The sequence below is a fragment of the Spirosoma sp. genome (assembly GCF_026391055.1).
Lineage (GTDB): Bacteria > Bacteroidota > Bacteroidia > Cytophagales > Spirosomataceae > Spirosoma.
Map to the genome: position 1 here is coordinate 678,720 of NZ_JAPLET010000015.1, position 21,678 is coordinate 700,397.

The 21,678-nt window shown below is 49.0% G+C and carries 13 protein-coding genes and 4 tRNA genes; 14 read left to right on the forward strand and 3 right to left on the reverse strand.

Features of this window, described 5'->3' with window-relative positions:
* The first annotated feature begins 26 nt into the window (after positions 1 to 26).
* The 14 genes from NT073_RS08280 (at position 27) to rpoC (ending at position 14,352) form a co-directional block, all read left to right on the forward strand.
* Positions 27 to 563, forward strand: a complete 537-nt coding sequence (locus NT073_RS08280) for a hypothetical protein (RefSeq protein WP_297371583.1) — start codon at positions 27 to 29, stop codon at positions 561 to 563.
* A 116-nt stretch (positions 564 to 679) separates the two neighbouring features.
* Positions 680 to 765: transfer RNA gene (locus NT073_RS08285), tRNA-Tyr, on the forward strand.
* Between the two features lie 69 nt (positions 766 to 834).
* Positions 835 to 907, forward strand: a tRNA-Gly gene (locus NT073_RS08290).
* Between the two features lie 97 nt (positions 908 to 1,004).
* Positions 1,005 to 1,076, forward strand: a tRNA-Thr gene (locus NT073_RS08295).
* Between the two features lie 139 nt (positions 1,077 to 1,215).
* Positions 1,216 to 2,403, forward strand: a complete 1,188-nt coding sequence (gene tuf, locus NT073_RS08300) for an elongation factor Tu (RefSeq protein ID WP_012928968.1) — start codon at positions 1,216 to 1,218, stop codon at positions 2,401 to 2,403.
* A 111-nt stretch (positions 2,404 to 2,514) separates the two neighbouring features.
* Positions 2,515 to 2,588: transfer RNA gene (locus NT073_RS08305), tRNA-Trp, on the forward strand.
* A 15-nt stretch (positions 2,589 to 2,603) separates the two neighbouring features.
* Entirely contained in the window at positions 2,604 to 2,795 is a 192-nt protein-coding gene (secE, locus tag NT073_RS08310) for a preprotein translocase subunit SecE (protein WP_012928967.1), read from the forward strand.
* A gap of 101 nt (positions 2,796 to 2,896) precedes the next feature.
* Positions 2,897 to 3,457 (forward strand): transcription termination/antitermination protein NusG, encoded by a 561-nt coding sequence (nusG, locus tag NT073_RS08315; protein WP_097126694.1) that lies wholly within the window; start codon positions 2,897 to 2,899, stop codon positions 3,455 to 3,457.
* 149 nt (positions 3,458 to 3,606) lie between these two features.
* Complete coding sequence (gene rplK, locus NT073_RS08320; protein WP_012928965.1) at positions 3,607 to 4,050, forward strand: 50S ribosomal protein L11; 444 nt, start codon at positions 3,607 to 3,609, stop codon at positions 4,048 to 4,050.
* Between the two features lie 25 nt (positions 4,051 to 4,075).
* Positions 4,076 to 4,774, forward strand: a complete 699-nt coding sequence (gene rplA / locus NT073_RS08325; RefSeq protein ID WP_012928964.1) for a 50S ribosomal protein L1 — start codon at positions 4,076 to 4,078, stop codon at positions 4,772 to 4,774.
* 3 nt (positions 4,775 to 4,777) lie between these two features.
* Complete coding sequence (rplJ, locus tag NT073_RS08330) at positions 4,778 to 5,311, forward strand: 50S ribosomal protein L10 (RefSeq protein ID WP_297371592.1); 534 nt, start codon at positions 4,778 to 4,780, stop codon at positions 5,309 to 5,311.
* Between the two features lie 57 nt (positions 5,312 to 5,368).
* Positions 5,369 to 5,755 (forward strand): 50S ribosomal protein L7/L12, encoded by a 387-nt coding sequence (gene rplL, locus NT073_RS08335; protein ID WP_297371594.1) that lies wholly within the window; start codon positions 5,369 to 5,371, stop codon positions 5,753 to 5,755.
* A 250-nt stretch (positions 5,756 to 6,005) separates the two neighbouring features.
* Positions 6,006 to 9,875, forward strand: a complete 3,870-nt coding sequence (gene rpoB, locus NT073_RS08340; protein WP_297371597.1) for a DNA-directed RNA polymerase subunit beta — start codon at positions 6,006 to 6,008, stop codon at positions 9,873 to 9,875.
* A gap of 109 nt (positions 9,876 to 9,984) precedes the next feature.
* Positions 9,985 to 14,352 (forward strand): DNA-directed RNA polymerase subunit beta', encoded by a 4,368-nt coding sequence (gene rpoC / locus NT073_RS08345; protein WP_297371600.1) that lies wholly within the window; start codon positions 9,985 to 9,987, stop codon positions 14,350 to 14,352.
* Between the two features lie 87 nt (positions 14,353 to 14,439).
* On the opposite strand, the gene NT073_RS08350 is transcribed toward rpoC, so the two are convergent.
* From NT073_RS08350 to NT073_RS08360, 3 genes are all read right to left on the reverse strand, one after another.
* A complete protein-coding gene (locus tag NT073_RS08350) occupies positions 14,440 to 17,301 on the reverse strand; it encodes a TonB-dependent receptor (RefSeq protein ID WP_297371602.1) in 2,862 nt (953 codons plus the stop codon).
* Between the two features lie 181 nt (positions 17,302 to 17,482).
* Positions 17,483 to 20,050 carry a TonB-dependent receptor gene (locus NT073_RS08355; RefSeq protein WP_297371606.1) on the reverse strand — a complete coding sequence of 856 codons (2,568 nt, stop codon included), beginning with the start codon at positions 20,048 to 20,050 and terminating at the stop codon, positions 17,483 to 17,485.
* Between the two features lie 529 nt (positions 20,051 to 20,579).
* Positions 20,580 to 21,281, reverse strand: a complete 702-nt coding sequence (locus tag NT073_RS08360) for a hypothetical protein (protein WP_297371609.1) — start codon at positions 21,279 to 21,281, stop codon at positions 20,580 to 20,582.
* Positions 21,282 to 21,678: the final 397 nt, after the last annotated feature.

A 21,678-nucleotide genomic window follows, 5' to 3' on the forward strand; every position in this document is an offset into this window, starting at 1 on the left:
AGCACCTAAACCAGACATTTCCTGTCATGAAATTGCCACAACTTATACTTGCTGCCCTGATACTTATGCTTTCCTGTCAAACCAAACCGAAACAGGAAGCGAACACACCGAGTACAACGGCCGTAGACGATAGCGCAACTGCCCTATCGAAACGTCCCGGACCTGATACACCCCGCTCTGCGGCCGACCGTCTGGTGAGAGCTCTGTATTTCGAGCATAACAAAAAAGAAAACCCTCTGCGTGAAACAAAAGATCGGGCGCTCATCGAACAGTTTTTTACAAAATCAACGGCAGAACTCATCTGGAACGACGCTCAGAAAACAACAGGTAAGCTAAATAGAAAAAAAATAAACGGTCTATATAATGCACCCGATGAGGCTATAAAAAAGACGTGGGTATTGCCTGCTGTTGTTGGTGGAACACGAGCTATTGTCTATGTAACATTTGAGAATAAGGCTAAACCTGAGGAAATTAGAGCGGACATGCATCAGATAGGGGGTCGATGGCGCATCACAGATATTCGTTATCCTGATGGGACCTTGTTGACTCAACTTGTTCAATAATATTTATGGTTCTGTAAATTATTTTTGACGCATCTGTTGACAACACCGTAAAATCGTGTAATTTTGCAACTCCAAACCGGAAACGGGGCGGAAAATGTTCTTTAACAGTGCTTTTTGGGGAGTTTCCAGAGTGGCCAAATGGATCAGACTGTAAATCTGCTGGCGTACGCCTTCGGAGGTTCGAATCCTCCACTCCCCACCATTTAGTGAGTAGTTAATTAGTGATAAGTTGTACCAGTTACTGCTCTACTATTAACCAGACACTAAGTTTGCGGAAGTAGCTCAATTGGTAGAGCGATAGCCTTCCAAGCTATAGGTTGCGGGTTCGAGACCCGTCTTCCGCTCAATTAGTAAAGTAATAGCCTTCAACAAGCTATGAATGGGTCAGGATCACGCGTGATACAGTCCGTTTTACTTTGCTGATTACACTGTTAGAAACAAGCCGTTATAGCTCAGCGGTAGAGCACTTCCTTGGTAAGGAAGAGGTCCGGGGTTCAAGTCCCCGTAACGGCTCAAGGCTTCTTCGTGAAGTCTTTTTGAGTTTTAAGCCAAAACGGCGTCAGACCTCAATTGGGGTGATCTCGTCCGGCTTAATTGACGTTCAGCGAGTTCATCCAATAACAAAAACAGTTCACAATAGCGTTTTAAAAACATGGCAAAAGAGAATTTTGACCGCTCGAAACCGCACGTAAACATCGGTACGATTGGTCACGTTGACCACGGTAAAACGACGCTGACGGCTGCCATTACGAAAGTGCTGGCCGAAAAGGGTCTGGCCGCAATTCGGGACTTCTCCTCGATTGACAACGCTCCGGAAGAAAAAGAGCGTGGTATCACCATCAATACATCGCACGTTGAGTATTCAACGGCAAACCGCCACTACGCACACGTTGACTGCCCAGGTCACGCCGACTATGTGAAAAACATGGTAACTGGTGCTGCGCAGATGGACGGTGCTATCCTCGTGGTAGCTGCAACGGATGGACCAATGCCACAAACGCGTGAGCACATCCTGCTTGCTCGTCAGGTAGGTGTTCCTCAGCTCGTTGTGTTCATGAACAAAGTGGACATGGTGGACGATCCAGAGCTGCTCGAACTCGTTGAAATGGAAATTCGCGAATTGTTGAGCTTCTACAACTTCGACGGTGACAACATCCCAGTTATTCAAGGTTCGGCTCTTGGTGGTCTGAATGGTGATGCACAGTGGGTTAAAACCATTGAAGAGCTGATGCAGAGTGTGGATGATTTCATTCCCCTGCCTCCTCGTATGACCGATCTTCCATTCCTTATGCCCGTAGAGGACGTATTCTCGATCACAGGTCGTGGTACAGTTGCTACCGGTCGTATCGAACGGGGTATCATCAACTCGGGCGAACAAGTTGAGATCCTGGGTATGGGTGCTGAAAACCTGAAATCAGTTGTAACGGGTGTTGAAATGTTCCGGAAAATTCTGGACCGTGGTGAAGCCGGTGACAACGTAGGTCTTCTGCTCCGTGGTATTGAAAAAACCGATATCCGTCGTGGTATGGTTATTTGTAAGCCAGGTTCGGTAACCCCACACTTGAAGTTCAAGGCTGAGGTTTACGTTCTGTCGAAAGAAGAAGGTGGTCGTCACACCCCATTCTTCAACAAATACCGTCCGCAGTTCTATTTCCGTACCACAGACGTAACAGGCGAAATTACCCTGCCTGCAAACGTTGAGATGGTAATGCCAGGTGATAACATCACCATCGAAGTAAGTCTGATCAACAAAATCGCTATGGAAAAAGGTCTTCGTTTCGCTATTCGCGAAGGTGGCCGTACCGTAGGTGCTGGTCAGGTAACGGAAATCCTCGACTAAGGTAAATAATTGAAAACAAGTGCATTTCTTACCAGAGATGCACTTGTTTTTTTGATATAAATTCGTACTTTTGCAGTCCAATTCGGGGCACGCCGAATGGACAAGTAACAAACGGGTGTAGTTCAAGGGTAGAATAGCGGTCTCCAAAACCGTTGATGGGAGTTCGAATCTCTCCACCCGTGCCAATCCCTTACATTAACATGGACAAGTTTATTTCGTTTCTGAAAGCCTCCTGGGAGGAAGTTCAGCACAACGTGACTTGGCCCAAATTCAGCGATCTGCAATCCAGTTCAACGCTGGTACTGGTAGCATCGCTGATTTTTGCGCTATTGGTTGGTCTGATAGATTTAGTATTTGAGAACGGACTGAACGCATTCTATCAGTCATTCTAAAAACGTGTCATAGGTAGTCAAGAAATGGTCATGAGTTGTAAAAGCACTTCATGACTGTGCCTAACAAGGTTTGACGACACTTGGCAACAAATGGCAAAAAAATGAGCGGCATACAGTGGTACGTCATACGGGCGGTATCGGGGCAGGAGAAGAAAATCAAATCCTACCTTGATAACGAAATCATCCGGCAAAAATTGGACGAAGTAATTCCGCAGGTTCTTATTCCGGCGGAAAAGGTGTACGAAATGCGTAACGGTAAGAAACGCGTTCGGGAGAAATCTTTTTTTCCTGGATACATCCTTATTTCGGCTGATCTGGGTAATAACCGGGCACTCGATATGATTCTCAATATGCCGGGCGTATTAGGCTTTCTAGGCAATTCGCAGGTTGGGACAACCTCGAAAGTGCCTGTTCCACTACGGCAGGCCGAAGTGAACCGCATCCTGGGTAAAGTTGACGAAGAAGCGCAGGAAGTAGCTGCTCCAACCGTTGCTTACATCAAGGGAGAGTCCGTTAAAGTGGTTGATGGTCCATTTGGTGGCTTCATTGGCACAGTAGAAGAAGTATTCGACGACCGGAAGAAAGTGAACGTCGTTGTTAAGATATTTGGCCGGAACACACCGGTAGAACTCAGTTACGCGCAAGTAGAAAAGGAACTCTGATTAGTCGTCAGATTCCATGATCGGGCGTCCTATGCTTCCCTCAGAGGACAAACGATCAAAACAAGTTGGTTTATAATGAAGGAACCTGGATCGGTTATGTGACTAACTCCCAGGCAACGTAAGTTGTAGATCGTAACTCAATTACCACAATGGCAAAAGAAGTAGGTGGCTACGTAAAGCTGCAAGTCAAAGGTGGGCAAGCCAATCCCTCACCTCCGATCGGTCCGGCACTGGGTTCCAAGGGTTTAAATATCATGGAATTCTGCAAGCAATTCAACGGCCGGACGCAGGATAAAATGGGTACGGTGCTGCCAGTCTTGATCACGTATTACAAGGATAAATCCTTTGATTTCGTCATCAAAACTCCACCGGCACCGATTCTGCTGTTGGAAGCAGCTAAGCTGAAAGGCGGCTCTGCTCAACCAAACCGCAACAAAGTGGGCTCTGTGACATGGGACCAAATTCGGACGATCGCGGAAACGAAGATGCCCGATTTGAACGCCTTTACAGTAGAGTCTGCAATGAAGCAGGTGGCCGGTACGGCCCGCAGCATGGGAATCACGGTGACGGGCACAGCGCCCTTCGAGAACTAATAGACTTGCCGAAGCAAACACAGACATGGCTAAGTTAACGAAAAAACAAAAAGAAGCTCAATCGAAATACGATGCTGCTAAAGAATACTCGCTCCAACAGGCTGCTGAGATTCTGAAGGAGATCTCGTACACGAAGTTTGATGCTTCTGTGGATATTGACGTTCGGTTGGGCGTTGACCCGCGTAAAGCCGACCAGATGGTTCGTGGTGTTGCCACATTGCCACATGGTACGGGTAAGACGGTTCGCGTTCTGGTGCTTTGCACCCCGGACAAGGAAAACGAAGCGAAAGAAGCTGGTGCTGATTTCGTGGGCCTGGATGACTATATTCAGAAAATCGAACAAGGCTGGACGGACATCGACGTGATTATCACGATGCCGAACGTTATGGCCAAAGTTGGTCGTCTGGGTAAAGTGCTTGGACCACGCGGGCTGATGCCAAACCCGAAATCGGGTACGGTAACTCCCGATGTAGCTAAAGCCGTTCGTGAGGTGAAGGCTGGTAAAATCGACTTTAAAGTTGACAAGACCGGTATCATTCACACCAGTATTGGTAAAGTATCGTTTACGCCAGAAAAACTGGCCGAAAACGCGCAGGAAATCATTGCTACGCTGATGCGTCTGAAGCCTTCGTCGGCCAAAGGAACATACGTAAAGACGATCAACCTGTCGAGCACGATGAGTCCGGGAGTAACGATTGATAAAGGCACAGTAGCCGGAATTTAAGCCATGAAGCGCGAGGACAAAGGAGCAATTATTGAGGAATTAACTGGAAAGTTCCAGTCGACTCCCTTCTTCTACATCACGGAAGCCAATGGCATGACGGTTGCTGAAACAAACAACCTCCGTCGGATGTGTTTTGAGCGGGGTATTGAGTACAGAGTGGTGAAGAACAGCTTCATCAAAAAAGCACTCGAGACCCTCGATACGGATTATACACCGTTCAACGATACGGTGCTGCACGGCCAGTCAGCAGTGATGTTTCACGCTGATAACGGCAAAGCACCGGCTAAGCTTATCAAGGAGTTCCGTAGAACGAACGACAAGCTGCAATTGAAGGCTGCTTCTATTGATTATAGCCTGTTTATTGGTGCTGATCAACTCGACACGCTCATCGCACTGAAGAGCAAAGAAGAGCTGGTTGGCGAAATCATCGGTCTGCTGCAATCGCCTGCCAAAAACGTCATCTCGGCGTTGCAAGGTGGTGGCAACAAATTGGCCGGTATCCTCAAAACGCTGTCGGAGCGCGAGGAAGCAGCTTAATTTTTCCGACATTATTTTTTCACTTTTGTATCACAATCAAATAAAAGAAATACGACAATGGCAGATTTGAAAGCGTTCGCGGAGCAGCTTGTAAGCCTGACAGTTAAAGAAGTTAACGAACTGGCTACGATCCTGAAGGATGAGTATGGTATCGAACCGGCTGCAGCCGCTCCCGTAATGGTAGCTGGTGGCGGTGCAGGTGCAGGTGATGCTGCTCCAGCTGCTGCTGAGAAGACTTCGTTCGACGTTGTTCTGAAGTCGGCTGGTGCTGCTAAACTGGCTGTAGTTAAATTGGTGAAAGACCTGACCGGTCTGGGCCTGAAAGAAGCCAAGGAATTGGTTGACACTGCGCCGAAGCCAGTTAAAGAAGGTGTAAGCAAAGACGAGGCTGACGCACTGCGTAAGCAACTCGAAGAAGCTGGTGCTGAAGTAGAAGTTAAGTAAGCAGATAGCTCTTTCGCATATCGCTCCAGGCAGGAGAGGCCAGACCAACGTCTGGTCTTTTCCTGTTTGGAGACTTTTTGTCTAAGCTCTTGCAAAAGACAAACTTATTTTTATTGCCTTATGTTGTCTATTTACGCTCCTTGGGTCGGGTGACACCCGGAGCCTGAATAGCCGCTTAGTCCGAGTGCCGTGGCAAATCTTCGCAACGCACTCATTGAGAATCGGTTACGCAACTAAACGAAGCACAATCTTGGCGACAAACGCGAAAATCAGTACACGCAAAAATTTTGCGACGATTCAGCCAGTGATTGGGTATCCAGATTTTCTGGATATTCAAGTAAAATCCTTCAAAGATTTTTTCCAGCTTGATACACCCTCCAACCAACGGTCGGAGGAAGGCTTGTTCAAGGTATTCCAGGAAAATTTCCCCATTTCAGACTCCCGTGAAAATTTCAAACTGGAGTTCATCGACTATCTGGTTGATCCCCCGAAATACTCGGTTGACGAGTCTATCGACCGGGGTTTGACGTATTCGGTGCCTTTGAAAGCCAAACTGCGTCTGACAAACAATGACCCCGATAACGAGGACTTTGAGACTATTGAGCAGGAGGTGTTCTTAGGGAACATTCCGTATATGACCGAGAAAGGCTCGTTTGTCATTAACGGAGCTGAACGTGTGATTGTTTCTCAATTACACCGTTCGCCAGGGGTGTTCTTTTCGATGAGTAAACACACGAATGGTACCAAGCTGTATTCAGCGCGGATCATTCCATTCAAAGGCTCATGGATTGAATTCTCGACCGACGTTAACAATGTCATGTACGCGTACATCGACCGGAAGAAGAAATTTCCGGTTACTACCTTGCTACGTGCTATTGGCTTCGGTTCAGATAAAGACATTCTTGATCTGTTCGGTTTATCAGAAGAAGTACCAGCAACGCCTGCCAACCTGAAAAAGGCTATTGGTCGTCGGTTAGCGGCTCGGGTACTGCGCACGTGGACGGAAGACTTTGTGGATGAGGATACGGGCGAAGTAGTATCAATCAGCCGGAACGAGGTGCTCCTGGAGCGTGACTCGGCCATCTCGGCAGATGATATTGATGTAATTACGGAATCAGGTCAGAAATCAGTCATCCTACATAAGGAAGACATGAACATGGCCGATTACAACATCATTTACAACACGCTGCAGAAAGATAGCTCAAACTCTGAAAAAGAGGCTGTGGAGCAAATCTACCGGCAGCTCCGGAACGCTGACGCACCTGACGAGCAAACCGCTCGGGAGATCATTCAAAGCTTGTTCTTCTCGGATAAGCGGTATGATCTTGGTGATGTAGGCCGTTACCGGATCAATAAAAAACTCGGTCTTGACATTTCGTCGGATATGAAAGTACTGACCACAGAAGACATTGTGTCTATTGTGAAGTACCTAATTGGTCTGATTAACTCGAAAGCCGTTGTCGATGACATTGACCACCTCAGCAACCGACGTGTTCGGACGGTAGGGGAGCAATTATATGCACAGTTCGGTGTCGGTCTGGCTCGTATGGCCCGGACGATCAAAGAACGGATGAACGTACGGGACAATGAGGATTTCAAACCTGTTGACCTGATCAATGCCCGGACACTTTCGTCGGTCATTAACTCGTTCTTCGGTACCAACCAGCTGTCGCAGTTTATGGACCAGACTAACCCGCTGGCCGAAGTGACGCACAAGCGTCGTATGTCGGCACTCGGACCTGGTGGTCTATCGCGGGAACGGGCTGGTTTCGAAGTTCGTGACGTACACTACACGCACTACGGTCGTTTGTGTACCATCGAAACGCCGGAAGGTCCAAACATCGGTTTGATCTCGTCGCTTTGCGTCTATGCTAAAATTAACAGCATGGGCTTCATTGAGACACCGTATCGAATTATTGAAAACGGAAAGGTATCGATGGATAAGCCGGTCATGTATTTGACGGCTGAAGAAGAAGATACGCATTACATTGCGCAGGCTAATGCAGGCATCGACAAGAAAGGTAACTTCCAGGTAGATCGCCTGAAAGCACGTTTTGAAGGTGACTTCCCAATGGCTGAGCCTGCCAACGTAACCTTCATGGATATTGCTCCGAACCAGATTGTATCGGTAGCTGCTTCCATGATCCCGTTCCTTGAGCATGACGATGCTAACCGTGCCCTGATGGGTTCGAACATGCAACGTCAAGCGGTACCGCTGCTCCGTCCGGAAGCCCCGATTGTGGGTACAGGTCTGGAAGGCCGTGTTGCTGTTGACTCACGGACGCTGGTTATTGCCGAAGCCGATGGTGTTATTGAGTTCGTTGACTCAACTAAAATCATCGTTAAGTACAACCTCGACGAAGACCAGATGGCGGTTACGTTCGATGAAGATCGGAAAACGTACAACCTCATCAAGTTCCGTCGGACTAACCAGGATACTTGCATCAACATTAAACCAACTGTACTGAAAGGGCAGCGGGTGAAGAAAGGTGATGTATTGTGCGAAGGCTATGCCACGCAGGCGGGCGAACTGGCTCTGGGCCGGAACATGAAAGTAGCGTTCATGCCCTGGCAGGGATATAACTTTGAGGATGCTATCGTGATTTCGGAGCGCGTTGTGCGTGAAGATATCTTCACGTCGATCCACATTGAAGAGTTTGAACTTGAAGTGCGCGACACCAAGCGTGGTGAAGAGGAATTAACCTCCGAAATTCCGAACGTAAGCGAAGAAACGGTTCGTAACCTCGATGAGAACGGTATCGTTCGCGTGGGTACGGAAGTGAAGGAAGGCGATATCCTGATCGGTAAGATTACACCGAAAGGCGAAAGCGATCCGACACCGGAAGAAAAACTTCTCCGTGCCATTTTCGGTGATAAAGCCGGTGATGTGAAAGATGCTTCCAAAAAAGCGCCACCATCCCTCAAAGGGGTTGTTATCGATACCAAGTTGTTTGCTCGTCCGGCCAAAGAAGACCGGGGTAAGCACAAAGACGAGGTAAAAGCACTGATGAAGAAATACGGCCGTGAGTTGAATGACTTCCGCGCTCGTATGATTGAGAAGTTGGTCGCTTTACTGGATGGTAAAACAAGCGCGGGTGTCAAACATAAGTTTGGCGATGAAATTGTAAGCAAGGGTGTGAAGTTTAGCCGTAAGAATATTACGGAAAACCTCTTCCCGGATCGCAATGCCTACCGCGATGAGAGCAGCTACGCTGTGCCGGAAGAAGCCAACCTGTTGTCGGACATGAACCTTGAAGGTTGGACGGACGATGAGAAGGTGAACCTGATGGTTGTCGAACTGGTGAAGAGCTACAACAACCGTCGTAGCGAAATCACGGGTCGGTTCAAGCGTGAACGGTTTACCCTCGAAGTGGGTGACGAATTACCCGCTGGTATCGTGAAGCTGGCCAAAGTTTATATCGCCAAGAAGCGGAAGTTGAAAGTAGGGGATAAAATGGCCGGCCGTCACGGTAACAAAGGGGTTGTAGCCCGGATCGTGCGCGACGAAGACATGCCATTCCTGGAAGACGGAACGAAAGTTGACATCGTACTGAACCCGCTTGGTGTACCTTCCCGGATGAACCTCGGCCAGATCTACGAAACTGTACTTGCCTGGGCAGGTCAGAAACTGGATCGGAAGTATGCAACGCCAATTTTCGATGGCGCAACGGAGCAACAAGTAGCTGACGAGTTGAATGAAGCCGGTTTGCCTTCATTTGGCCGTACATACCTCTATAACGGACTGACGGGTGACCGTTTTGACCAGCCGGTAACTGTGGGTATCATCTACATGCTTAAACTCGGCCACTTGGTCGACGATAAGATGCACGCCCGTTCGATCGGACCCTACTCGCTCATTACACAGCAGCCGCTGGGTGGTAAAGCGCAGTTTGGTGGTCAGCGTTTCGGTGAGATGGAAGTATGGGCACTGGAAGCTTTCGGTGCCTCGAACATCCTGCAGGAAATCCTGACCGTAAAATCGGATGACGTGGTTGGTCGTGCGAAGGCATACGAGGCTATCGTAAAAGGTGAAAACCTGCCGAAGCCGAACATTCCGGAGTCATTCAACGTACTCGTTCACGAGTTGCGCGGTCTTGCACTTGAAATTACACTTGAATAATAGGAGTTAGGAGCGAGGAGGGAGAAGTGAGAAGTAATGCATCAGCAACAACTTCTCGCTTCTCACTCCTAACTCCTCACTTCTCGTTTTAACCTATAATCTCCAACCAATGTCGTTCAAAAAGAACAAAAAGCTCAACAGCGACTTTGCCAGCGTGACGATCAGTCTGGCATCGCCGGAGTCTATTTTGGAGAGTTCCTACGGCGAGGTAACACAGCCGGAGACGATCAACTACCGGACCTACAAACCCGAAATGGGCGGCTTGTTCTGCGAGCGCATTTTCGGGCCCGTTAAGGACTGGGAATGTCACTGCGGTAAGTACAAGCGGATTCGCTATAAAGGCATTATCTGCGATCGTTGTGGTGTTGAAGTAACCGAGAAGAAAGTACGCCGGGAGCGTATGGGCCACATCGAACTGGTGGTGCCTGTTGCGCACATCTGGTATTTCCGCAGCCTGCCAAACAAAATTGGTTATCTGCTGGGCCTTTCGACCAAAAAACTTGATCAGGTCATCTACTACGAACGCTATGTTGTTGTACAGCCCGGCGTAAAAGCAGAAGATGGTATCAACCAGCTCGACTTTCTGACGGAAGACGAGTACCTGGATATTATTGACAAACTGCCTGGTACCAACCAGCATCTTGACGACAAAGACCCGAATAAATTCATCGCCAAGATGGGGGCTGAAGCGCTGGAGATGTTGTTGTCGCGGGTTGAGCTGGACGAACTGTCTTATTCGCTTCGTCACGCTGCTGCAACGGATACCTCACAGCAACGGAAAGCAGAAGCGCTGAAACGTCTTAAAGTCGTTGAAGCGTTCCGGGAAGCCAACGGCCGTATCGAGAACCGCCCTGAGTGGATGGTGATCAAAATGGTACCGGTTATTCCACCCGAGTTGCGCCCGCTCGTCCCCCTGGATGGTGGTCGTTTCGCTACGTCCGATTTGAATGACCTGTACCGTCGGGTTATCATTCGGAATAACCGTTTGAAGCGTCTTATCGAAATCAAGGCTCCCGAAGTAATTCTCCGTAACGAAAAGCGGATGTTGCAGGAAGCCGTCGATTCGCTGTTCGACAACTCACGGAAAGTGAACGCCGTTCGTTCGGAAGGTAATCGTGCTCTGAAGTCGCTGTCCGACATGCTGAAGGGCAAGCAAGGTCGTTTCCGTCAAAACCTGCTCGGTAAGCGTGTCGACTATTCAGGTCGTTCGGTTATTGTGGTTGGTCCTGAACTGAAGCTCCATGAGTGTGGTCTGCCGAAAGACATGGCTGCCGAGTTGTTCAAGCCGTTTGTTATCCGCAAACTGATTGAGCGGGGTATCGTTAAAACGGTGAAATCGGCTAAGAAAATCGTTGACCGGAAAGATCCTGTTATATGGGATATTTTGGAAAACGTATTGAAAGGTCACCCTGTTCTACTGAACCGGGCTCCAACGCTTCACCGTTTGGGTATCCAGGCGTTCCAGCCGAAACTGATCGAGGGTAAAGCTATTCAGCTACACCCACTTGTTTGTACCGCCTTCAACGCTGACTTTGACGGTGACCAGATGGCCGTTCACGTGCCACTGGGCCAGGAAGCTGTTCTTGAAGCGTCACTGCTGATGCTGGCGTCGCATAACATCCTGAACCCTGCCAACGGTGCGCCAATCACGGTGCCATCGCAGGACATGGTACTTGGGCTGTACTACGTGACAAAAGGTCGTAAGAGCACTCCCGAGTACCCAATTTCGGGTGAAGGCATGACCTTCTACGGTACAGAAGAAGTGGTGATCGGTATTAACGAAGGTAAAATTTCTAAGCACGCCAACATCAAGTGCCGGGTGAAAGTCCGGGACGAAAATGGGGAGCTGGTTTATAAAGTTATCGACACGGTGGCGGGTCGGTTGTTGTTCAACCAGGCTGTTCCGGAAGAAGTGGGTTATATTAATGAACTGCTGACTAAGAAAAAGCTTCAGCAGATCATTGCACTCATCTTCAAAATTTCGGGTGGTGCGCGCACGGCTCAGTTCCTTGACGAAATCAAAGAACTTGGTTTCCAGATGGCCTTCCGGGGTGGTCTGTCAATCGGTCTGAGTGACGTTATGATCCCGGAAGCCAAACAAGGCCTTGTTGAAGAAGCGAAAGCTGAAGTACAGGCTGTTTGGGATAACTACCTGATGGGTCTGATTACGGAGAACGAACGCTACAACCAGGTTATCGATATCTGGACGCGTGTGAACTCTCGTTTGACCGAGACGCTTATGAAGCAACTCGAAGCCGATCAGGGCGGATTCAACTCGATCTACATGATGATGCACTCGGGAGCCCGTGGTTCGCGTGAGCAGATTCGTCAGTTGGGTGGTATGCGGGGTCTGATGGCCAAGCCGCAGAAAAACCTGCAGGGGTCAGTTGGCGAGATCATCGAAAACCCGATTCTGTCGAACTTCAAAGAAGGTCTCGACGTACTGGAGTACTTTATCTCAACCCACGGTGCTCGTAAAGGTCTGGCCGATACGGCTCTGAAAACGGCTGATGCCGGTTACCTGACCCGTCGTCTGCACGACGTAGCGCAGGATGTTATTATCAGTGAAGACGACTGTGGTACGCTTCGCGGCCTACAGGTGTCGGCTTTGAAAGATAACGAAGATATCGTTGAGCCTCTGTCAGAGCGTATCCTGGGCCGTACTACGGTTCACGATATTTATGATCCGCTGCTGAAGGGTGAGGATGGTAGACCATTACTGATCCTTGCTTCCGGTGAGTTGATCACTGAAGAAGTAGCTGCTCAGATTGACGAGACAAGCATTGAAACAGTCGAAATTCGTTCGGTACTGACCTGCGAATCGCGTCAGGGTGTTTGCGCCAAGTGTTATGGTCGCAACCTGGCATCGGGCCGCATGGTCGACATCGGTGAAGCTGTAGGTGTTATTGCCTCGCAGTCAATCGGTGAGCCGGGTACGCAGTTAACCCTTCGTACGTTCCACGTAGGTGGTACGGCATCGAACATTGCGGTTGATGCGTCTATCAAAGCTAAATTCGATGGTCTGATCGAGTTCGAAGAAATGCGGACGGTTCAGTCGGAAGACAATGAAGGCAATGCACAAACGATCGTAATGGGCCGTTCGGGCGAAGTTCGGATTGTGAACCCAAGCGATCGGAGCGTCGTACTCATCAGCAATAACGTACCTTATGGTGCCTTCCTGCGGGTAAAAGATGGCGACATGGTGAAGAAGGGCGACGATATTTGCGCCTGGGACCCATATAACGCCGTTATCCTGTCTGAATTGACCGGTACGCTGAACTTCGACGCGATTGAAGATGGTATTACGTACCGCGAGGAGTTCGATGAACAGACTGGCTTCCAGGAGAAAGTAATCATCGAAAGCCGCGATAAAGCGAAGAATCCAGCCATTATTGTACAAGGCACCACGACGTTAACGTTGCACTTGCCCGACAACGATGGTGGTCCGTTGCAGAAGAGCTACAACTTACCAGTTGGCTCACGCCTGGTGGTGAAGGAAGGCCAGAAAATTAAAGCTGGTCAGCCATTGGCGAAAATTCCGCGTAACGTTGGTAAAACCCGCGACATTACGGGTGGTCTGCCACGGGTAACGGAATTGTTCGAAGCTCGTAACCCGTCGAACCCAGCTGTGGTGAGTGAGATTGATGGCGTTGTAACGTACGGTGCCATCAAGCGCGGTAACCGCGAAATCTTCATTGAGTCGAGAGACGGAACAAAGAAGAAGTACCTCGTCCCGCTGTCGAAGTTCATCCTTGTACAGGACAATGACTTTGTACGGGCTGGTGCTCCGCTGTCTGACGGTGCCATTACGCCGAGTGACATTCTGGCCATCAAAGGTCCGACGGCCGTTCAGGAGTATCTGGTGAATGAAATTCAGGAAGTATATCGTCTGCAAGGCGTGAAGATCAACGATAAGCACATCGAAGCCATTGTTCGGCAGATGATGCAGAAAGTTGAGATCATCGACTCGGGCGATACCAACTTCCTCGAAGGTCAGGTTGTTGACAAGTGGGCATTCCGTGAGGAAAACGACAAGGTGCTCGACGCTAAAGTGGTTATGGACGCTGGTGATTCACCAAACGTTAAACCCGGCCAGATTCTGACAAGCCGTCAGCTTCGGGATGAGAACTCCAGCCTGAAACGTCGTGACCAGGCACTTGTGACCGTTCGTGACGCCATGGCTGCCGTTTCGCAGCCAACGCTGATGGGTATCACCCAGTCGTCGTTAGGTACGGATAGCTTCATCTCGGCCGCTTCCTTCCAGGAAACGACGAAAGTATTGAGCGAAGCCTCGATTCGTGGTAAGCGTGACGTACTTGATGGTTTGAAAGAGAACGTAATCGTTGGTCACCTGATTCCTGCCGGTACAGGCCTTCGTCGCTACCAGAGTGCGATTGTCGGTTCGAAAGAGGAACTGGAAACGATTACTGAATCGCGCGAACAGTACGCCCGCAGCAAAAAGAAAGCTACGGTTTAACCGTTTTGAAATAGTAAATGCAAAAAGCCCCGACCATTGCTGGTCGGGGCTTTTTGTGTAATACCGACCGTCTCGGTCGGTATTATATTACCGCATCAACTCATCGAACGTGATACTCACATAATACAAACCGCCGATACGGGCCAGCCCATACCCCTGGGCATAGTATTGATTTAGAATATTTGTTCCACCCAGCTTTACGACCGATTTAAACGTTGGCACTTTGTACGAAATCTGTGCGTCTAAACTTGTCCAGGAGGGAAGCCAGATGTCGCCGGCTGTTGTACCCTGCTCAACCCACATTCTGTCTGTCCAACGGTAAGTAACAGTGGCTCCCAGCCGGTCTGTCAGGCGTGAGTTGCTCAGCGTAAGGTTATACCGGTTTTCTGGTGAGATAAAGAAGTTTCGCCCCTTCTGTGATACCTCTGGGTTGCTCATCTTGCGTTTTACGATTGGATTCCCTGCATTATCGTTAATTACGTTACCTTGGGCATCCCGCAGCGTAACTGTACCAACCTGGTATGCGTAGTTTCCACTGATCGTAAAGCCTCGCCCCAGCCCGTACTCTGAGCCGATTCCCCAGCCATTCACAAAAATCTCGTTGAAGTTATTGAAGTTGATTTGCAGAGTCCGATAGGCATTCGACGCGAAGTCAGAAATTTGCCCGTTGGAAGGTTGGTAAAAGCTCTGTGCGGCAATGAAATCTGTGTATTTGCTGTGAAAGTAGAAGGCGTCAACATAAAGTCTGTTTTGGATCAGCGTTTTATAGCCTACCTCCCAAGTCTTTATCTTCTCCGTAGTGAAGTTGGCCGGGTTGTAGGTGCGAGTCCGTAACTGCGCTTCGGAAAGCCGCCCGGCCGTGTAATCCTTAACATCGCTATCCAGATAAGCCGGGTTTGTAAATAGTCCTGCCGACTCGGCTGCCAGTTGAGCACCGCCCACATCGCCCCCTCGACCGGCGGCCGGCACGGCAAATAACTGTCCGGGTGATGGGTTTCGGAAAGCAGATTGCCAGGAGCCCCGGAAGTTATGCGCTCCAACGCTAACTACGGCAGCGGCCCGAGGAGTGAATCCACCTTTAAAGTACTGGTTCTTATCGTATCGAATGGCGACGGTTGGTTTAACGGTTACCCGGGTACCAACTTTTAACTCTTTAGCCGCCTGAACATACGCTCCGTATTCGTTAATGGTGTATTCCGAACCATCGGCTTTTAACGTAACGGCAGTACCGCCTGTATTCAGTCCGTAGTGACGGATGCTGCCGCCTGCAATTACTTCGGCTACGTTATTCAGGGCTTTTGTCAGATTATACATGCCTTCATAGTGCCACATAGCGGAATTATCGCGAAAACGGGTTCCTCGTGCACCTTTGTAGCCAGGTACGGTATCGGTGTTGTACGTATTGGCAAATGCATCCCGAACAAGATTAAATCGGTCGGAGCCGGGTAAATAACGACCCCTGTCGGCTGTATTACGGGCTTCGCCTACACTGACTTTATTCTCTACATAAGCCTGGCCGAATTCAGCGGCCCACTGTCCCAGCGATTTCCAGCTGTTGTTGATTGCGGTAGCTGTCTGGCCAATGTTCCAGCCTTCGGCCTGTTGCTGAGTTGTATAGGCCCGTACAAAAAAGTTATCACCCCGTACTTCAGCTTTGAACTGGTGACGCTGATAATCCGGGAAATACTCCCGAAAACCTGCTGTACGAATAAAGTTGCCGTTACCATAATACCAGCCCAGCGAGGCTTCCATATTACCGGGCAGTTTGTAATGCAGGGATACGTTGGCCCGGTTGTTAAAGACCTTGCCATTATTGCCCAGCACATCCAGTTCCGTGTAGCCGGTGCGCGTTACCAGTTTGTTTTGAAGTAATACGTTCGCATAATTAGCCGGAAAGCTGTAAGCTCCGCCAGCATTGATGTCATCACCGTATATGTTGACTCCGTCGTATTGGAAATTCGTATTCGGATTGTTGTTGGGAACAAACCCAATGCCTGTAGCCAGACCACCCCGTGATGGATCAGTCATGAAGAAATTGGCACGGGCGCGGGTAGATCGGTCGCTGTAGTCATCGGCAATAAAATCCGTACCACTTAGCCGTTGGAAATTAACTTTTACGGCAAACCGGGCACCCAGTTGTTTCGCGTACCGGACGGCAATGTCACCGTAGCCTTTTGGCCCGAAACTTCCTTTGCCGAAGTTATTAGCTCCTACTTTTAACTGAACACTCAGACCCTGATAGGTAAAGGGGTTTTTGCTGGTTGTCAGCATTAATCCCTGAAGAGCATCAGGTCCGTATAAGGCCGATGACGCACCGGGTATTAATTCGATACTCTCCACATCCAGATCAGAAACGCCGGCTACGTTACCAAAGCCAAAACCAAGGCCCGGCGAGCGGTTATCCATCCCATCGGTTAATTGCAGAAAACGGTTGTTGTTATTGGCTCCAAAGCCCCGCAGGTTAACGGACTTGAAGGTTAGACTTTGGGTAAGCAAATCGACGCCTTTTACATTTTGCAGTGCATCGAACGGACTTGTTGCCGGTGACTGCTGAAACTGTCTTGCGCCTAGCTTCTCAACGGTTACGGCCGCTTTCTGAATATCTTCCGGTACGCGGCTTGCCGATACAACTACCTCATCCGTCAAGATTGCTTCTTCACTAAGACGAATAGAAATAGTTCGAAAATTGTTGCCTCGTACAACCACATCCTGACGTTTGTAGCCGATGAAGGAAGCTGTTAATGTTAGTGGGAGTGATTCGTTGGTTTGAAGCGAGAACTGTCCATTTGCTTGTGTAATAGTGCCAGTATTGGTGCCCCGGATAATAATTGTTACGCCCGCCAGAGGCTGGTTTTTTTCGTCGGTGACAAGACCTGCCAGATTTGTTTGGGCCCAGGATGAAACAGGGCCAAGTAGCCATAAAAATGAAAGTAAAAAGAGGTGTCTCATAGGTGAGTCTTTGTCAAAAGTTGGATACAAATACTAAAAAAAAGCAAAAGCTGTGTACGCTAAGTAAAATTAGCGTACACAGCTTTTATTAACTTAATAACTTATAATCTGGCACTGATCAAGCGATGCATCGGGCAGTAGGCATACCAGTTTATAAATGCCGTTGGCCTGAATTTTACTGTTAAAAGGTATACCGTAACGTAGTACCGTAGGTTCTTGGATCGCCCAGCACAGCAGCATATTGACCGGCATTACCGGCCGCTGGCAACAGTTGTTCAAAATAATTTTTGTTCGTCAAATTACGAGACCACAGCAGAATCGATATACCATTGGAGGCACGAAAGCCAACTCGGGCATTGAGCAACGTGTAACCGTCGATATTCAGGAAAGCAGAGGGCGATGCGCTCGATGAGAAAGAGGAACGATAATACCCATCGACGGCCAGAAAGAACCGGCCATCCTGATTTAACAACTTACCATTACCGGATACCTCTCCACCCAGCGAGCCCGACCACTTGGAGATGCCCGGAAGTACTCCCCCCGAAATATCCTTGAACGCTGACTCACCACCTGTTTCTTCCAGCGGGACGGGAGCGTTCTTGAACGACACGTATTTGCCATCGGTGTAGGAGACCGCTCCGTTCAGGGAGAAGCAATTATTGAGCCGAATATTTCCATCAACTTCGACACCCTGCACCCGAACTTTCTCGGCATTGGCAAGATACCCCCGGTTTACGCCAACTTCGGCCGTTTGAACCTGCGTCTGATAGTCTTTGATCTCGGTATTGTAAACCGTCACATTAAAGGTTGAACTGGGTGTCGGTTTGGTTTTTACACCCAGTTCGTAGTGGGTCACATACTCCGGCTTTACTTTTGCTAAATCAATCAGAACTGCCCCGTTTGCCGTTGGTAACCCGCCCAGATTTACGCCAACCGGCTTATAGCTGTTTGCATAAGTAGCGTAAGCGTTAAATCGCTTGCTGGATCGGTAAGCGAGCGTCAGCTGACCTGAGAAGTTGTTGTCCTCAACGCCAAAAGCGAATGCCTGATTGGTGTAGATAGCGTTTTTGAGAGCAATCAAAGCGGGGTCGGTAGTTTGCAGGCCACCGTACGTTTCGCGTTTATAGTCAACGTCTTTCTTATCGTAGTTGAAGCGCAGTCCTGGTAGCAAGTGCCATTTGTCGGTAATAGCCCAATCGACCTGGCCAAATACGGCCGCGCCGATTGTCTTGAGCCGCGAGGTAGTTTTGGTACCGAAGCCATCGAACAAACCAGGGGTTTTCCAAAGGGCGCTGGTCGAACTTTGCGAGAACCGCCATTGCGCTGAACCGGATTCTTCTGTCTGCACCGGATCTGATTTCAGGTCCTGATCAATGAAGAAGACACCGAAAACACCACTAAGTTTTGACGAAAACTGACCGGCGTACCGAATTTCCTGCGTCCATTGGGCGTGCCGGGAGTTACCCTGCGACTTGGTCAGCACTGGTAGGCCGGTAAAGTCCCGGTCGTTAGAAGGGTCCCACACCCAATACCGGTAAGCCGTTGTCGCGGTCAGGGTACCACTCCCGATTTTAGCGTCTACATTTACCGAAGCACCACCGAAATCGTTGTTGGAACGCCAGGGCGTATCCGTATCCGTAACGCGGTCGAATGGGTTGGTGCTGGGTAATTTATAGCCTAAGTCGGCAATGATATTATTGAACTGCCGGTAAGCAGCCCGCTTTGTTGTGACAACCCCGGCTACAACAGTGGCATAACCGTCGGGACGTTGGCGGGAGTTGTCGCCGGCCAGGGTAATCTTGACTTTATCCGATGGCGTATACAGCAACTGCGCCCGGTAGCCCAGGTTATTCAACGTGTTGGTTGGTTTCAGCGTTGTGATGTTATAAATGGTTCCATCGCGCTGGGTACCCGAAAAAGAAGCCCTGACGGCTAGTTTTTTGCTGATGGGGCCGGTCAAGGATGCTTTGGCCTGAATGTAGTTGAGGTTACCATAGCTCACTTCAAAGCTGGCACCCGGCTGAAAACTCGGGGCTCGGGTCGTGATGTTGAAGGCACCGGCAGTCGTGTTCTTACCAAATAATGTTCCCTGCGGCCCACGAAGCACTTCAACCTGATCTATATCGATAAAATCAAGCGAGGTCGCGGCTGGCCGGGCATAATACACACCATCTACATAGAAGCCAACGCCCGGATCAATACCATCGTTGGTAAGCCCAAAACTCGACCCCAACCCACGGATGTTCAAGGTTGTATTCCGGGCATTTGATGAGTAAAGCTGCACACTTGGTACCAGCTCTTTCAATCGGTTTACGTTAAAGGCACCGGCATCTTCGGCGCGTACGCCACTAACGACCGTAATTGGAATGGGCACGTCCTGCGCCGACTCCTGACGACGCCGGGAAGTAATCACTACATCGGCTAGTTGATTGGCCCCTTCTTCGAGCTTGATTTCGACGTTATCGCTGCTTAAGACGACGTCCTGTGTCTGATATCCTAAGTAAGAGACGGTCACAACAAAGGGCAGTCTCTGGCCGGTAAGCAGCGTAAATTGGCCATTTTGGTTAGTGGCTCCTCCGTTTGTTGTTCCTTTAATGACCACCGTTGCGCCAATCAGGCTTTTTTCGGTGCGGGCGTCAATTACTTTTCCAGTTATCGTCGCATTGATGACAGGGGCATTCTGAGCGGATAAAAGTAAGGGGAGAAAGAAAACCCCGATCAAAAAAGTGGAAGCTAAAATTCGTTTCATTCTCAATAGTGTTTGATACTGCTTGCGGTTAATCATCCTGAAACACGTTAGGCGCTGGTTGAAGTTGATGGTGTTTCAGAATGATTTGTTGCCTGTTACTGAACAGGTTTATGTATGAAATGGGGTTGTTTGTGCATACTCCCTATTCTCCCGGTTGTAGATAGACTATTAGTACTTATAGTCTATTGAATTAATAGGTTATGCAAAACAGCACCTTGTTTTTATGACTTCCAAATAGCTTTACCTAAAATCGACAGATTTGGTTTATTATCTTGATAGGAGTCAATAGTATCTTGAAAAGGAGCAAAATTGATGGAACACTGTTTGTATTTAATTGAATGCCTTATTTGATTAGTACAAGTCTATAGGGAATAGGGTATATTGTAATTGATTGATAGATAATGCTGCCAGAGCGATAGTGCTAAATGAATTAGTCCAATAGTTATATTGAAGAAATAGTCGGTATAAAAAAAGTCGGTTCAATACTGTATGTATTGAACCGACCAAAAGTGTTATCAAAAAGTGTGTCCTAAGCCGCGCGGCTGCTTTGTGGACGGCGTAGTACGGCTGAGCGCAATGGCTGCGTAGCGGCACGCGCTTCTTCAATTACCTGTTCCGACACCATACCCAGATGATTCGCCCGTTTCAGGACATAATCGAACGGCAGGTTAAAGTAATTGGATACTTCGCTACGGAAGCTGTCCGGAAAACGGGACAAACGCAGGCCGAAAAATTTGCGCACTTCGCTCTCGGGCAGGAGAGCGGCCAGCGCTACACGCTCGGCTTCAACCAGTAAGTCTTTACGAACCGGATGGAGGTGTTCGAGTCCGATAGAAGCGGCCAGGATATTCAGGAACAGATTTTTGTACATGGCTGATAGCTCAGCGGGCAAAATAATCCACCCCTGTTCCCGAAATTTGGCTGAAAAGCCGGTTAGTCCCCTCTCCCCGCGGATCTCCCCGGCGATAAGCTCGTTTGGAAAACGCAGTTGGTTGGCTTCGGTATCGGTATCTATCTTCTGAAGCCGGAAAACGATAGCTTCGATGGGGCTTTTTGTAAAAAGTAGATCGGCCGGCATGGCACGCGTATTCTCCCACTGATCCGTCATCCGCAAGAACAGACTCTCGTTGACAGGGAGGTTTTCGGAGTTGCCAAGACTGATGAGCATTTGGCGAAAAGCTGCCAGAAAATCAATCTGGAGCTGATTCGGATTTGAGCGTCCTTTCTTCATTCGGATTGAGTTGCCGGATGGCGGTTTTTAGTCCAGAATCCGGCTCATTAGTATGGTTGTTTGTTGGTAATTGGGGAGGTAAATATACACAATAAACCGCTGACTAAAAAGGAGTAACATAAACATAATTCAGGTTAGTTCTGCCGTCTGTTACTGCTTTTGACCGGCCAGGTCACCCGGCAAAAAACTGCTGTCAGCGAGTGTAAATTAACGCCTTCGGCTTTCCGGCCAAGACGGTTGGGAAATGGTAATTGCAGCTCGATGACGAGGGCTTCGTACATCATCATAAATTTTGCCAATCTCACTGTGGCCAAAACAAATCTGTTGAAAAGTAGACTGAGTTGGCTTAATACAAGCAGGAAAGTTTATTTTTACCCTACGATTACACGCTTCGACA